This is a genomic window from Myceligenerans crystallogenes (assembly GCF_039529775.1).
Lineage (GTDB): Bacteria > Actinomycetota > Actinomycetes > Actinomycetales > Cellulomonadaceae > Myceligenerans > Myceligenerans crystallogenes.
Genome location: NZ_BAAANL010000003.1, coordinates 595,590 through 609,935, shown reverse-complemented (window position 1 = coordinate 609,935; position 14,346 = coordinate 595,590). Strand labels below are relative to the sequence as shown.

At 68.9% G+C, this 14,346-nt stretch carries 12 protein-coding genes; 9 read left to right on the top strand and 3 right to left on the bottom strand.

Features of this window, described 5'->3' with window-relative positions; translation table 11 throughout:
• The first annotated feature begins 209 nt into the window (after positions 1 to 209).
• The 8 genes from ABD208_RS10210 to ABD208_RS10175 all read left to right on the top strand — a co-directional run bounded on the left by ABD208_RS10210 (position 210) and on the right by ABD208_RS10175 (position 7,946).
• Positions 210 to 869 (top strand): hypothetical protein, encoded by a 660-nt coding sequence (locus ABD208_RS10210; RefSeq protein ID WP_344102218.1) that lies wholly within the window; start codon positions 210 to 212, stop codon positions 867 to 869.
• Positions 863 to 2,806 carry an aminotransferase class I/II-fold pyridoxal phosphate-dependent enzyme gene (locus tag ABD208_RS10205; protein WP_344102216.1) on the top strand — a complete coding sequence of 648 codons (1,944 nt, stop codon included), beginning with the start codon at positions 863 to 865 and terminating at the stop codon, positions 2,804 to 2,806. Before ABD208_RS10210 ends, ABD208_RS10205 begins: the two co-directional genes overlap by 7 nt.
• On the top strand, positions 2,803 to 3,852 hold the full coding sequence (locus ABD208_RS10200; RefSeq protein WP_344102214.1) for a phosphotransferase family protein: 1,050 nt from the start codon (positions 2,803 to 2,805) through the stop codon (positions 3,850 to 3,852). Before ABD208_RS10205 ends, ABD208_RS10200 begins: the two co-directional genes overlap by 4 nt.
• Positions 3,849 to 4,532, top strand: a complete 684-nt coding sequence (locus ABD208_RS10195) for a TylF/MycF/NovP-related O-methyltransferase (protein ID WP_344102212.1) — start codon at positions 3,849 to 3,851, stop codon at positions 4,530 to 4,532. The genes ABD208_RS10200 and ABD208_RS10195 overlap by 4 nt, the downstream gene beginning before the upstream one ends.
• Positions 4,529 to 5,470: an LLM class flavin-dependent oxidoreductase gene (locus tag ABD208_RS10190; RefSeq protein WP_344102210.1), complete on the top strand. Its 942-nt coding sequence runs from the start codon at positions 4,529 to 4,531 to the stop codon at positions 5,468 to 5,470. Before ABD208_RS10195 ends, ABD208_RS10190 begins: the two co-directional genes overlap by 4 nt.
• Positions 5,471 to 5,653: 183 nt before the next feature.
• Complete coding sequence (gene trpS / locus ABD208_RS10185; protein WP_344102208.1) at positions 5,654 to 6,766, top strand: tryptophan--tRNA ligase; 1,113 nt, start codon at positions 5,654 to 5,656, stop codon at positions 6,764 to 6,766.
• 185 nt (positions 6,767 to 6,951) lie between these two features.
• Positions 6,952 to 7,326, top strand: coding sequence for a signal peptidase I (locus ABD208_RS10180; protein ID WP_344102206.1), 375 nt, complete (start codon positions 6,952 to 6,954; stop codon positions 7,324 to 7,326).
• Positions 7,323 to 7,946, top strand: a complete 624-nt coding sequence (locus tag ABD208_RS10175; RefSeq protein ID WP_344102204.1) for a DUF7878 domain-containing protein — start codon at positions 7,323 to 7,325, stop codon at positions 7,944 to 7,946. The genes ABD208_RS10180 and ABD208_RS10175 overlap by 4 nt, the downstream gene beginning before the upstream one ends.
• 18 nt (positions 7,947 to 7,964) lie before the next feature.
• Here ABD208_RS10175 and mobF read toward each other — a convergent pair whose 3' ends face one another.
• Positions 7,965 to 11,684 carry a MobF family relaxase gene (gene mobF / locus ABD208_RS10170; protein WP_344102202.1) on the bottom strand — a complete coding sequence of 1,240 codons (3,720 nt, stop codon included), beginning with the start codon at positions 11,682 to 11,684 and terminating at the stop codon, positions 7,965 to 7,967.
• Between the two features lie 99 nt (positions 11,685 to 11,783).
• On the opposite strand from mobF, the gene ABD208_RS10165 reads away from it, so the two are divergent.
• Positions 11,784 to 11,912, top strand: a complete 129-nt coding sequence (locus ABD208_RS10165; protein WP_344102199.1) for a hypothetical protein — start codon at positions 11,784 to 11,786, stop codon at positions 11,910 to 11,912.
• A 613-nt stretch (positions 11,913 to 12,525) separates the two neighbouring features.
• On the opposite strand, the gene ABD208_RS10160 is transcribed toward ABD208_RS10165, so the two are convergent.
• Both ABD208_RS10160 and ABD208_RS10155 read right to left on the bottom strand, forming a co-directional pair.
• Complete coding sequence (locus tag ABD208_RS10160) at positions 12,526 to 12,756, bottom strand: excisionase family DNA-binding protein (protein WP_344102197.1); 231 nt, start codon at positions 12,754 to 12,756, stop codon at positions 12,526 to 12,528.
• A 124-nt stretch (positions 12,757 to 12,880) separates the two neighbouring features.
• The gene (locus tag ABD208_RS10155; protein WP_344102195.1) at positions 12,881 to 14,173 is read right to left on the bottom strand and encodes a tyrosine-type recombinase/integrase; all 1,293 of its coding nucleotides are present in this window, start codon (positions 14,171 to 14,173) and stop codon (positions 12,881 to 12,883) included.
• Between the last annotated feature and the right edge of the window lie 173 nt (positions 14,174 to 14,346).

Sequence of the window (14,346 nt, the reverse complement as noted above, 5' to 3'; positions counted from 1 at the left end):
CGTACCGCCGACCGAGGAGAACCATGACGCTCCACGAAACGCACGACGCATCTATGACCGCGATCAGCCCAGTGTTCATGAGCAGGATCCCCGAGATCGTTTCCACCATCTCCGGCGCCGTGGCCGACGTCCCGCATGGTGGCCGCCAGTGGGTCTTCTACGGCAGCCTCCCACTCGGAGCAGGAACCGCGGCGAGTGACCTCGACGCGATGCTGCTGCACGACGACGTCGCAGGCGGGTCTCCGCAGCGTCGCGACGCCACGTGGGACGGGCGCCCGGTGACGGTGTACGTCCTGTCCCGACAGGATCTCGCCGACGACGCCACGACGCGGAAGTTCGGCGGGTACTTCGCGCTCAAGCTGTTCTCGCCGTTCTGCACCGACGTGCACGGCGGCACGGAGAGACTGATGGAGGTACCGGCACGGTTCCTGGGACAGCTGAGCATCAGCGACGCGTCCGCTGCGGGGCCGTGGACGGCAGACCAGCTTCTCGCCCGCGCGTACCTCGCGTTCGTGGCGCTGTACCCGGACTTTGGCAGCTACGTTGCCCGGCTGATCCGCGAGCCCGAACTGATGCGGCAGGTCTGGTCACACCAACGGGACGCCTACGTCACAGCTCTGCAGGCAGCCGGACTCGTCGAACCGATCCCCGGCGGCATGTGGGAGTACACCGGCCCGGCCGAGGAAGTCAACGAAGTCCGTGACCGCTGTACTGCCCGCTTCTGGGCCTTCGGAGCGGTCTGCCACGGTTCGGACATCGGGTTCCCCGACCTGTACTTCGCCAAGGCTGACGTCCGAGCAGACCGGTCCGAGCAGGATGCCGCCATCGGGTTCCTGCACGCGATCGCAGCGGCAGGTGCATCATGCTGACGACGGTCGAGGAGTGGCACGCCGCGTGCAATTCATCAACGGCACGCGACGAGTCCGCACGGGTACGCCAGTTCGGCCTACGGCCGGTCGCCTCCCACGACTCCCCGGCATTCCCGGGCGAGGTGTGGGCCTGGCAACGGACCACACCGAGCGACGCCCGGCCGTCGGGAACAGTTCGCGTCGGGTTCGCCGGCCGTCGACTGCACCTGGGGCACCTCGGTCTTGCCCGCTCGGTCGCCGAACTGGTCTCCGACGGCGGGCGGGTGCTCTTGTTCGATGCCTCCTCAGGCGCGGCCGCGCCAATCGATGCGTTCGAGCACCTGCTCGACAAGTTCGGAGCGGACAGGGCCCAAATCGACGTGGCCGACGCCGGCGCTGCACTGCGGCAGACCGAACGCGCCGCTCTCGCGACCCTGTCGCTGCGAAAACTCGAGCGGGTCTACGGGTGGGACGAGCACACGACCGGCGGCATGCTCACCGACCTGTCCGCCATGCTGGGTTTCTTCCTCCACGATTCCAGCACCGACGGCGTTCCAGACATAGCGTTCATCGATGCCAAGCAGGCGCCGCACTCGGTGGCACTCGCCCGCGCGAGTCGTGCCCTGGACCTGGCTGCCCCGGTACTGCTGTACCGTCGCCTGTTCCCGAGCCTGCGGAGCGCTACCGGCCGAGGCTCGGTGAAGAACCCGGACTCGACGATCTTCCTCGACGACGCACAAGAAACCGCCCGAGCCAAGTTCCTCAAGGCCACCACCGGCGGACGCGCAAGCACCGACGAGCAACGCCAACTCGGCGGTGAGCCCGCGCGATGTGCGGTCTTCTCCACCGTCGAACTCCTCGCCGGATCGACCGCCGTCCGCGAGACGCTCGCCGGGTGCCAGAGCGGCACGCTGCTGTGCGGCGACTGCAAGACGCGCAACGTCGAGCCAGTCCTCGCTCGCCTGGACGAACTGCGCAGCCGTCCACAGCGCGCCAGACAATCACCGGGCGTGGTGCTCGCGGTGACGGAGGCCGCGCGTGACCTGCACGCACCGCCGCCTCGTGACCCTCTCGCTCTGGAGGCAGCCATCGCGGCCGACCAAGGCGTCGAACCGGCGCAGGTCGTCGTCGGGAACGGCACGACCGAGGTCATCAACCACGCCTTCCGGATCGCGAAAGGACGCCGGGTCATCGCGACCTCGCCGACGTTCGAGCTCTACGCCGACCTCGCCGAGCACCACGGCCTCGACTACACGCCCGTGCCATGGAACGGCCGATTCGGCCACGACCCGTCCGTGCTCCAGAAGGCGGTCGGCGACGATCCGGCGGTCTGCGTCATCGACGTGCCCCACTCGGTCTCGGGCGTCGTCACGCCGGTCCAAAACCTCCAGGAGATCGCGGCCGCGCTCCCGGCTGATGCGCTCTTGCTGCTCGACCTCGTCTACGCCGACTACACACGAGAGCCGCTGCCCAGCACGGCCGAACTGCTGCAGCTACATCCGAACACCCTGGTGTGCCGGTCGTTCTCCAAGACCCACTGCCTGCTCGGAGCCCGCATCGGATACGGCGTCGCGCGGCGAGACCTTGCGAATCGCCTGCGCGCCGAACGCCTGCCGTACGCCCTGAGCGCCATGACCCTCGCGGCCGCGCATGCGGCACTTGACGACGCCGGCTCGATACAGCGCACGATCTCGGCGAGCCACGCCGCCCGAACGCTCCTGACCGGCACGCTGCACCGGCTCGGACTGCAGTACGCGCCGACCGAGGCCAACTTCCTACTCTTCGACCTCGGGCGCCACCACGGCCCGGTGACTCGACTGTTGCGTGATCGGTCCTTCCGGTACCGAGACGGGGACCCGTGGGGCCTGCCGGGGTGGATCCAGGTCCACCTCATCGACGAACTCACGCTCGCACCGCTCCTCGATGTGCTGGAGGCGCTGGAGGTGGAGGCGCCATGACCATCGCCGCTCCGCCAGACTCGCTCGCTACTCCGCAGATCGACCGCATCGTCCGGACCGGAAGCTCGGGAGCCGTCGTCGTCCTGGTCAACATCGGCGGGGCCATGCGGGCAGTCAAGACGTCCCACCGTCCCCGCGTGACGGCCGCGCAGCAAGCCCACGCACGCGCCCTGATCGCTCAATGGTTTCCGGGCCGGCTACCGGAAGTCCTGTTCGCCGGCCCCGCTCACAACCGAGACGTGCTGGTCACCCGATGCCCGTCCCCAGACACCCTCGCCGATCTGACCGCTACCGACCCGACGACGGCGCTCGACGTGTGGTCCGACATCGTCGACCACCTGACCGAGGTCTGGCAGGCCAGCGCCCGACAAGGCTTCGACCCTCGGGCAGCGACCCGCAGCCACGCGACCCGATGGGAACGAGGACGCGCGGGCCTGCAGTGGAGCCTCGCCCAGGTCGGCGTCGGCTCGATCGCAGGCCGTCGCCTCGTGGTCAACGACGTCGACCTCGGAAACCTCGACGCGCTCCTACAGCGCCTCCGAAACTTCCCATTGCCGCGGGCCCGCGTAGCTTGCCAAGGAGACCCCCAGCCACGGAACGTTCTCGTCGACCAAAACCACAGATGGCACCTCATCGACTGGGAGTGGGCCGGAACGCACCACGACTGGCGCATGCTGGTTAGCCACCTGCTCGGTTGGTGGCAGATCGAAACACTGCTGGCCACCGCCCACGGGACTATCACGACGACCCCGCGCGGTGACCTGAGCGTCGCCTACGAACAACCCGACGACGGCTCGGAGAGAGCGTTCGCGTCCGGCGCCCGAGCGTTCGACACCATGACGGCCACAGCGGACCGCGACAGAGACCTGACCGCGCTGGCCCGCCATCTCGCCATGCTCCACCTGCGAGAGATCCCGAAAGTCGCCAGAACCATGCCCTGGCGCGTCGCGCCACTGCTCGGACAAGCGGCTCATCTTGCCGCTGGCCCCACCGACGACCTACTTCAGCTCCTCACGCCGTCCAAGACCGACAGGAGACCTCGATGATCACGCTGCCGGACCCCACCGACGCCTTCCAGCACGAGCAGGACTTCCTGCTCACGTGCTCCCCGAGCCGGATCGGGAAAATCCTCGCCCTGCACCACCTCTACCAGCAGATCCTCACCATTCCCGGAGCAATCGTCGAGTGCGGCGTGTTCCGTGGCGGCTCGTTCACCACCTGGGCGATCCTGCGGAACCTCCTGGAGTCCGAGCACGTCCGCCCACTGATCGGCTTCGACACCTTCGACGGCATCCCCGCCGCCACGACTGCCGCCGACGGCAAACTGCTCGACCACTACGGTGACCTCGCCGGCACGAACTGCATCGGCGCTGACCAACTCCACCAGACCCTCGCCGACCGCGGCCGGGGCCTGGAGACGAACACGACCCTCGTACCCGGCGACATCTGCGCCACCGTGCCCAAGTACGTCCACGAGCACTCTGAACTGGCCATTGCGCTCCTGCTCATCGACACCAACCAGTACGAGCCCGGGACCACCTGCTTCGAGCATCTGGTCCCGCTCGTTTCGCCCGGCGGCATCGTGATCGTCGACAATTTCGGCACCTTCCCCGGCGAGACCCGCGCCGTCCGCGAATACCTCGCTGAACACCCCGACGTCGTCCTGGAACGCGCACCCCACACGGGCCACTTCACCTACTTCCGACCGGGCCCAGCTCGCTCATGACGACGTACGGACTCGCACTACCGCATTACGACGGACTCTTCCCCGATGCATCGACCTGGGGTGCCCGACGTACGCAGGCCACGCTCGCCTACGCGCGCCGCGCCGAGGACCTCGGCTTCGCGGAAGTCTGGGTCTCCGACCACCTGACACTCACGCTCGACGGCGGACCACGACGACGATCACCAGACTGCTGGACGCTCCTGGGAGCCATCGCCCAGCGGACCGACTCGATCCGACTTGGCTCCCTCGTGAGCAACGCGAGCCTGCGGCCTCCGGCCCTACTCGCGCATCAGGTCGCCACGGTCATCGACCTGGCGGGCACTCGCGTCGATGTTGGACTCGGTGCAGGGTGGAACGCGCAGGAGTACGTGTCGGCAGGGATCGCCTTCCCGGACGCAGGAGAACGTCTCGCTGCCGTTCAGCGCACTGCCGACGCGGTGCGGCAAGCCGCCGGCGAGGCCACGCCGCCGCTATGGATCGGCGGGAAACGGTCCGGCGCCCTCGCTATGGCCGGGAAGATCGGCGACGGATGGAACCTCGCCTGGGACCCCAACCCAGCCGCCTTCGATACACGCCGCGCCCAGGTGAACGCGGCCGCTGAAGCCGCGGGCAGACCCGCCCCGCGTGTGTCAGTCGGGCTCACGACCCTCGTCGGACAGGACGAGCCCGACCTCCGCCGCCGATGGGAACTACTACGCCGCCGGGTACCCGACGGCTACCTCGACCGCGTCACCTTCGACCAGTGGCGCACCAAAGGACTCATCGGGACTGTCGACGATCTCTCCGCCCGAGCCCGAACCTGGACCGACCGCGACGTCGACCACATCATCTGCGCCTTCGGCATGCCCTTCGCCCTGTTCGACGACGACCAGCTCAACCTCACGCGCCAAGCACTGAGCATCCGCCGATCATCCGAACAGGAGCCCACCGCGCTGTAGTGACGCGAAGCCGACCGCAGGCTATGCTCACCGGCATGACCCTGAGGCGAAACTGGTGGTGGCTGCACACGCAGCCGTGACCAGACGCGCCCACGCCGTCCCGAGCTGCTTGCCGCAGCCGGGACGTTCCCATTTCCAGGGAGTCTGACGGCGGTGGCAGGCCCGAACTTTCCAGGAGCCACCATGAACGCCAACCCCACCACCACGCCTGACCGCGAGCAGGTCCACTCGACCGAGTCCGTCCGCACCGCCCGCGAACGTTCCACCATCCTGGAACAGCGGATCGCCACTGATCCGAGCCGCTTCCGCGTCCTGACCGGCGAGCGCCCCACCGGCGCCCTGCATCTGGGTCACCTGATCGCTACGCTCGACAACCGTGTCCGCCTCCAGGCTCGCGGGGTGGAGATCTTCCTGATCGTGGCCGACTACCAGGTCATCACCGACCGCGACGTCGCCGGCGACCTGCCTGCCGTCGTCCGTGAGGTGCTGCTGGACTATCTCGCCGCCGGGATCGACCCTGACGCCGCGACGATCTTCACGCACTCCGCCGTCCCGGCCCTGAACCAGCTCCTGCTGCCGTTCCTGTCCCTGGTCACTGTCTCTGAACTGGAGCGCAACCCCACCGTCAAGGCCGAGACCGCTGCGGCGGAGAAGCGCGGCCGGCGCGGGATGTCGGGTCTGATGTTCACCTACCCGGTGCACCAGGCCGCCGACATCCTGTTCTGCCACGCCAACCTCGTCCCGGTGGGACAGGACCAGCTCCCGCACCTGGAGATCAGCCGCACGATCGCCCGCCGGTTCAACAACCGGTACTCCGCCGACCAGCAGTACTTCCCCGAGCCGGACGCGCTCATCGTCCCGACCCCGACGATCCTGGGGAACGACGGCGCGAAGATGTCGAAGTCCGCGGGCAACGCCCTGGAGATCCGAGCCTCCGAGGACGACACGGTGCGGTTCGTCAAGCGCGCCAAGACCGACTCCGAACGCCACATCACCTACGAGCCCGACCGCCGCCCCGAAATCGCCAACCTCCTGACCATCGGCGCCCACTTCGCCGGAACGACACCGGAAGCCCTGGCCGAGGAAGTCGGCGCGGCTGGCGCAGGACGGCTCAAGCAGGTCGTCACCGAAGCCCTCGTCGAAGGGCTCCGTCCGATGCGAACCCGCCGCGCTGAGGCAGCCGAGCGTGGACCCGATTACTTGCGAGACCTGCTGGCCCGCGGTAACGAGCGAGCCAACGAGATCGCCGACCGCACGCTGGACGACGTCCGCGGGCTCATGCAGATGCGTTACTGAACGCTGTCCCTCCTGCGGGCCCTCGTGGCCGGCTCGCAGGAGGTTCGCGTCGAACTCATGGTGGATAAGCTCACCCACGACGCGGCCCGCAGAGCAGGACCGTTCGCTCTGATCCAATGCCTACGCCGCCGCGCCGCCACCGGCGGGCACCGCGTCGATACCCCCGACATCGAAGTGGACCTGCGATGACAGACACCTGGTACGCCAGCAACGCCAACGACGACGCCGGCCAACACCGCGGCTGGCTCCTCGGCCACTTCATCGCTCCCGAAACACCCGGCTCCGCCGTCCGCAACACCGGCGACCTCGAAATCAAGTGGGGCATCCACCCCGCCGGACAGCAGCGCCCCGAATGGACCGCCGACGACCAGCGCACGACGCTGGTCCTGCTCGTCTCTGGTCGCTTCCGCCTCGACCTCACGGTTGGCTCCACCACGCTGCAGAAGCAGGGCGACTACGTCGTCTGGGGTCCCGGCATCGACCACTCCTGGCAAGCCGAAGAAGACTCCGTCGTCGTCACGGTCCGGTGGCCGTCGATCGCGCTCGTGAAGACGCCATGACCGAGGCAACCGGGGCTGCCGATCCCAGTGCGTGGCTTCACCTCGGTGCGCCGGATCTCACCGACCTGCGCGCCTTCCACACGACGGGCCGCCGGATCACTCCAGCCGAGCTCTTGCTCTATGTCGAGGCTGATCTCCAGATCCGCGACGGCGACGCAGTCCTTTTCAATGAGCCGCGGTTCGAGGTCGCCGAGCTGGCCGCGGAACTGGTCGCCTGGGTCGGTGACGGTTCCAAGCCAGCTGAGGGCTTCGTGCACAGTCCTGATGCGTATGCAGAGCCCGGCGTCATCCGGATCACACAGACCCGCCACGGATGGGTCGCAGGATCGTGCTTCACCACGGCGACGACAGCACCGCGCGACTGGGAGACCGTGAGGGATTCCATCGGCACGTTCATGGCCGAGGTTCGCGTGCTCACCGCGCGGTCGATGCTCGACGCCGGATGGTCACTCATCGAGACGATCGCGGCGCTGTGCCGGGGATTCGGGCTCTCGATCCCCGAGTCACGATCGATTGTTCTCCCCGTCAGCGGCCGAGAACGAGAGTTCTGGGACTTCCAGGAGCGGTTCTGGGACGCGGTGGAGACGTTCGGCGCCAAGGACGATCCGAAGAAGGCGTGATTTCACGCATCTGGGTAGTCACAAGCGAGGGCCGCTGTGCCCGTGCCGCTGCGACTCGTGGCGGACTCGCGGAACGTCACCGGTCACCAGGACGTTGCGGAGCTTGGATGCGAGGCGGCGCGCGTCGCGGCGCTGCGCGATGCTCGTTGGCTGGTCTCCAAGGGGTCGGTCAGTGGTGACACCGTAAACGTCGCGATAGGCAGCCACGGCAACAACCTGCTCCCGCCATGCCCGCTCCTCGCTGTAGGGCCGACGCGGCAGCTGCCGGGTCCAGGGCTCTCCGTGGCGGACGGCTTGCTCTGCGAGGTCGCGAGCACGACGTTCGATCAGTTCCGCACGCACGTCAAGGGCGTGGCGGACGTCGTCGGGCAGGTCTCCGCGCGCTTCAGGGATCAGGCCGGCGATGCGGGCCGGACGCCGTGTGGCGGGCTGGCGGGTGGCGTGAGCGAGGCGGTGGTGCAGGACGGCGACGACGTCGTCCGCATCTCCCAGGCTCCTGTCCGCGGCGACGTGAGGTAGGAGTTGGTCGACGTCGTGTCCGTCGGCTTCGGCGCGGCGGAGTTCTGCGCGCAGCGGTCCGAACGCTTCGGACGCCAGCGCTCCGGCGATGTCGCGATCGGGGAATCCCTGGCTGCGGAGCGTGGCAGTGACGAGGCGGGTCCAACGGGGTCGTTGGGCGTGCTGGGCGATGGTCTCGTACTCTGCGGCGATCCGGGCGATGGAACCGTACTGTTCCTGTTCCTCGCGGCGGGACTGGCGGGCGGACGTCTCGGCGCCGGTGCGGGCGAGGACGCCAGCGAGGATCGCCCTGGCGAGCACGGGCGGCGGGACGACTTCGTCGGGTGCCTGGCCGACGGCGTGCTCGTGATTTCCATCGCGGTCAGGTTGGTCGACAGGCAAGTAGAAGATGTTGTTGTCGGTGCCGCGGGTGGCGCCGACGTACGCCGCCTCCCGGGTCATGACCGGGGTGATGAGCACGTGCCCGGCGTGGGTGGTGATGCCTTCTGCCTTGTGGATCGTGGACGCGTAGCCCAGGTCGACGTGCTCGGCCACGTACGCGGCCGGTAGTCGCACCTGGCGCGGTTTCACCGATGCGGTTCCAATCGGGGTGTTTCCGCTGGTGCGCGTTTTGCGATCGTCGTGCTCGGGATCGAGGCGGCGGACCGTCAGCGACCTGTCGCCGTGGACCTCCTGGATCGTCCACAGGTTCCCGTTGCGCACCCATCCGTCTCGCCCGTAGCGCAGTCGCCGGTCGTTGCGGCGGGTCAGGATCACGTCACCCGCGGAGGCTTCGACGTCGTGGGAGAGGTGGACGGAGCGGCCGTCGTCCACCGTGCCGTTGAGGAGGAGTTCGGTGCGTGCGCGGCGGTTGAGGTCCGTGACGGTGGCGCCGTCGGCGGCCATGAGGATCGAGGTGCGCCCGGCCCGCTTGTCGGCCTTCCATGCCTGGTAGGCGGCCTCCTGCACCTCCTCAGTCGTACCGGCCACGATCCGGTTGTGCTCCTCGTACTCGGTCAGCACGCGAATGTCACCAGCGCGCAGGCGCAGGCTCGCGTTCTTCTCCCACTCGGCTCGGAACCGGTGGACCTCCACGAGTTCGGGTACGTCTGCCGTGGTGCGGTGGCGTTCGGTCACGAGGAGGTTGAACGCTCCACCGGCCTCGACCGCGGAGAGCTGGCCAGGGTCGCCGACGAGGAGCACCTTGGCGCCCATCTCCGCGGCATGAGCGCTGATGGCGTTGAGGGTGTGGGTGCCAGCCATCGAGGCTTCGTCGAGGATGATGAGCTGACCGGGCAGGAACATGGCGTGGCCGTCACGGTAGTCCCAGAGCCACTTGGCCGTGTTCTCGCACCCGATCCGCAGTTCGCCGGCCAGCACTTCCGCAGCCGCAGCGGACGGCGCCAGGCCGACGACGGAACCGGCGCCGTGGGCGTTCTCCCACGCAGCGCGTAGCAGGCGCATGGTGGTGGTCTTCCCGGTTCCAGCCGGACCCACCAGCACATCGACCACCCGCCCCGAGGTCGCGATCGAGACGACGGCGCCGGCCTGGGAACGCGAGACGATCCGCTGCGCGACCGCGTCATCGGCGACCTGGCCCAGCAGGCTCCCCGTGACGGCCGGACCGCTGGTGTCGGCGGCCAGAGTCAGGAGGTTCTCCTCGGCGCGCAGCACCGCCTCCGAGGTGAAGACCGTGGCATGCCGGGGGCGGAGCATCGACGTCCCGTCCGCACGCAGCAGGAACTCCGGGGTCGGTGCGAGGTCCGGCGGAGTCAGGGCAACGCTGGCGCCCTCCGCCGCTTTGACGACGGCCGAGACGACGGCGATGCGGTCTTCGGAGGTGGCGAATCGCCAGGTCTGCGTCTGACGTTCGGCTTCCGCCCGCAGATTCGCGTGCCGCCACGTGGACCGCTTGTCTCCCACCGCCTTCAGCACAATCGCGGCAGCTTCCTCGATCACCTCCGCCGGAACGTCGGTGGCCGCGTACAGGTGCTCTTTACCGGTGCCTGCGGTGTGGGCAACGTTGGCGAGCAAATCACGAACCCACTGGTCGGAATCGCATCCCAGGACGCTTGTGGCACGCTCGCGCCACGAGGTCGTGAGTTCCCCGAGAGACTTGAGGGTCTTGGGCGGGCGGGTCATCAGCGTCGCCTGCGCGCGGAGCTTCACCACCGTCCGCTTCGACGGCTCGCGACCATGCGTCCGCCGGTAGTCCTCGATCAGCACGTCCGCGCAGTGCTCGATCTCCGCCGACCGTGACGAGAACTCGGTCAGGAGGTCGTCAGGGACGCCGTCGATCTCCATCTGCGCCGTCCTGCCCTCGCCCCGCTCGCGACGTGACCACGTGACGCCGAGCGTCGCGGTGAGACGGTCGGCCAGGGCCGCGTTGTAGAACTCGCTGAACGCGACGTTCGCGTTGAACAGCGCCCGCGAATCCAGAGTCCGCCACTTCCCGTCAACCAGTGCTTTCGCCTTGTTCGCGACCACGACGTGGGTGTGTACCTGCGGGTCGTGAGCACGGGAGTCCCAGTGGTCGTACGCCATCGCCACGAGGCCTGTGACCTCGCCGAAGCAGATCGACCCGTCGCCGGCATCGGCGCCCGTCCGGGTCGCGGCGAACAGGTTCTCGATCAGTCCCAGCGTCTCGGCTGTCGCTTGGTGATGGGCGGCCAGGACGAGCGCCTGGGTGGTGCGATCGGAGAGTGCCCACAGCACCGACACGGACTTGGGAACGGAGAAGGTCAGGTCGAATCCGGCCGTGGCGTGCTTGTCGCCGACTCTGGCCTCATCGGCGGTGATCGTGTCCACCGCGGCCTGCCGCTCCGTCGGCGACAGGCCCGGGTCGAGCTGGGCAACGCGGTCCGCGATCCGTTCAGCGGTGGGCTTGTACTTCGGGTAGCGGCGACCCAGCGGCTTTCCCGTGATCGGGTCGAGTCCTTCGCCGAGCAGTCGTTCCAAGTGCTTCGTCGTCACCGCGTCGCCTGGGGCGAGTCCACCGTTGCCGAGGTCGGGCACGCCCCGACCGAGCCAGAACCCCGGCGGGGTGCCCGCCGCCGCGTAGTAGGCCGCGACCGGGTCGACCCACGATGCCTCTCGCTCTCGATCCTGCCCGCGCCCGCCCGGCTGATGGCCGGGCCTCGCGGGCCTGGACTGCGGGGCGTCCATGTCGGCGTTCCGCACGGAGTTGAGGAGGTACTTGTACCCGTCGCCCGCGCTCATCTTCCGCATCGAGACCGTCACGCCGGACCACCTCCGGCGCGGCGTGCGGCGGCGGTTCCGAGGGCGGTGACATCCGCTGCGACACCGACGGGCGCCACAACTGCCTGAGGTGTGCTGCCGGTGAGAAGAGAGGAGATGGAGGACGAGAAGGTGGAGGTGGAGGTGGAGGCGGAGGCGGAGGCGGAGGTGGACGAGCATCTCGATGAGGAGGCGAGCGAGGCGAGGTCGGACGAGAGAAGGACGGGATAGGCGGATGAAGGGACGGGGCGGGCGGGAGCGGACTTGAGCGAAGGGAGAGACCGGCTGAGGACGAAGCGAGTGGCGTGGAGAACAGAGGCGACGGCGGGGCCGCTGTGGGCAGTCGAGGCGGGGCCGGCCGGTGCGTTGTCGGGCAAGGAGCCGGACCCCGCATTGAGGCGAGCGGGCTGGAGCTGGTACCACTCGTCGCTCCGACACGCCGCCACCAAGAACTCCGGATATTCCGCCAGTGCTACAGTCGAAGGACTTCCGCGCAGAGCGGCGGTACACGGCGCCTTCGCCCACCAACACGAAGAGCCGATTCCGGCGGATTCGGTCAACGTGGGAGCCGTTGAGCCAACGGGACGGGACGATCTGGTCATCCTGGGTTCTGTTGAGTCAACATCACCGGAGGCATCGGGCAAGCCGCCCACGATGGGTGCGGTCCCGTTGACTCCGCAGGAGAAAACGGGCGCCACTCTTCCCGCCCGGCTCCGGAACGAAACGGAATTCTGTGGTTCCGGCAAATAGCCGGGGCGGGAGCCTCCAGGCGAACCGGGCACGCCAACGAGAGCCTGCGGCCACGCGGCGCTGCCGCCGCGCGAACCGGGCTCTCGCGCGGTCATCACACCGTCGGGATCTCAACGACCAGCGCGTCACGCACCTCGTCGAGGTCGACCCGCACCAGGCGCCCGACCCGGTACCCGCGAACGCTGCCGTCCGCGATCCTGCGTCGCAGCGTCTTGACCGACACGCTCAACGCCTCGGCCGCTACATCGAGCGCGACCAGACGCCCCTCACCGACCGTGCGGCCATCATGTACCTCGCGACGTGCCGCGCTTGTTCGAACAGCCATGATGCGCCTCCTGAGTGCAGCCCTCGTCACTCAGGTGTGCAGCGCTCCCCGGCAGCCCTCGTTACGCCCTCCGTTGGTGTGCCCGGCGGAGAACTACCGGGCACACCAACGGATCGCACAGCACTCAGGCGGCAGGGCCCTCGTCGGCGGCCGCGATCTTCGCCGCCGCCCGATCGCTCATCCGGTCCGCCAGCTCGCGGTCCCGCTCCATCGTGGCGTGCTGGTACCGGAGCACGACCTGGATGTCTGAGTGCCCGCCACGACGCATCAGCTCGGCAAGCGTCGCACCCTCCTGCGCGAAGATCGTCAGCCCGGTGTGCCGCAGGTCGTGGAACCGGAACCCCTTCGGCAGCCCGGCGACGGCGTCGCGAGCGTCGCTCCACGCGTATCCCCACCGCGTGTTCGACAGCGGCACACTGCCGCGCGACGACGTCGGGACGACGGGCGCCTTCGCCTCGGGCGCCACGTGGTCCCGCAGGTGCTCCTTCAACCGGTCCCGCATGATCTTCGGGACGCTGAGCGAGCGGTTGCCAGCGTCGCTCTTCGGCCCGGTGTAGTCCCCGGTGTTCGCGTTGAGCTGGCGGCTCACGTGCAGGGTCGCGGTGCCGTCGTCGTGCCACTCGATGTCCCGGCGCTGGAGTCCCAGCACCTCGCCGCGCCGGAGCTGGCACCACGCGGCCAGCAGGATCCCGATGGCGTAGGGCTGCGCCGTCGCCCGCCACAGCTCCTCGACCTTCTGAGGCTCCACCACGTCCTCACCGGGACGGTGGTCCGGCCCGTGCCGCACGGGCTTCTGCGCCGGGACCGAGACGGTCGGCACGGCCGCGATGACGCCGTCGCGCGCGGCCTGCCGCAGGATCATCATCAGGACAATGATCACCGGCCGGGTCACCCCGTTGTTCGGCGAGCGCAGGTTCGCGACCGCGGGGATCGCATCCAGGCGCGCCTTCAGCTTCTTGATCCGGTCGGCGTCGATGTCGCGGACCAGCGTGTCGCCGAACTCGGGCTCCAGGTAGCCGTCGATCTTGCTCCGGTAGGACCGGAGCGTGCCCGCCGCCCGCATCTTCCCGCTCCGGTTCGGCTGCTCGCGCACCATCGCGAGCCAGCGCTGCGCGTACTCGCGGAAGCCGATCGCACGCGCCTCCTCGGCGGCCCTCTCCGCCCGACGACGCTCGGCGGCGACGGCGGGCGGCTCCCACTCGTTGCGGGCGATCTTCGTGTGCATGGCGGAGAGCCAGACGCGAGCATCGGTCTTCGTCTCGAAGGTCAGCGGCTTGTCGTCCTCGGTCCGCGCCGAGTAGGTCTCGCCGTCGGGCGCCGTGTACCGCGCCTGCCAGCGGCCGGACGGGAGCTTGCGCAGCCTCCCCCATGCCTCGCGCCGGACGGCGGCCTTCTGCGGCTTCTTAGCGGTGCTCATCGCGACCTCCCGTGGACACGGCGGGCCCCTCGTGGACCGTCGTGCCCCTCCGTGCCCCTTGCGGTGCACGAGCGGCGGAATCCGCAGAATCCTGCGGCTCCCGCGCCCTCCGTGAGCCCGCGAGGGGCACGAAGGGGCACGGCCTCGGCGGTACCGCGGACCCGAATTCCGGT

Bases quoted from the DNA above. Each gene is read 5' to 3' on its own strand.
- ABD208_RS10210 (WP_344102218.1), top strand. From the start codon at position 210: ATGCTGCTGCACGACGACGTCGCAGGCGGGTCTCCGCAGCGTCGCGAC.
- ABD208_RS10205 (WP_344102216.1), top strand. From the start codon at position 863: ATGCTGACGACGGTCGAGGAGTGGCACGCCGCGTGCAATTCATCAACG.
- ABD208_RS10200 (WP_344102214.1), top strand. From the start codon at position 2,803: ATGACCATCGCCGCTCCGCCAGACTCGCTCGCTACTCCGCAGATCGAC.
- ABD208_RS10195 (WP_344102212.1), top strand. From the start codon at position 3,849: ATGATCACGCTGCCGGACCCCACCGACGCCTTCCAGCACGAGCAGGAC.
- ABD208_RS10190 (WP_344102210.1), top strand. From the start codon at position 4,529: ATGACGACGTACGGACTCGCACTACCGCATTACGACGGACTCTTCCCC.
- trpS (WP_344102208.1), top strand. From the start codon at position 5,654: ATGAACGCCAACCCCACCACCACGCCTGACCGCGAGCAGGTCCACTCG.
- ABD208_RS10180 (WP_344102206.1), top strand. From the start codon at position 6,952: ATGACAGACACCTGGTACGCCAGCAACGCCAACGACGACGCCGGCCAA.
- ABD208_RS10175 (WP_344102204.1), top strand. From the start codon at position 7,323: ATGACCGAGGCAACCGGGGCTGCCGATCCCAGTGCGTGGCTTCACCTC.
- ABD208_RS10160 (WP_344102197.1), bottom strand. From the start codon at position 12,756: ATGGCTGTTCGAACAAGCGCGGCACGTCGCGAGGTACATGATGGCCGC.
- ABD208_RS10155 (WP_344102195.1), bottom strand. From the start codon at position 14,173: ATGAGCACCGCTAAGAAGCCGCAGAAGGCCGCCGTCCGGCGCGAGGCA.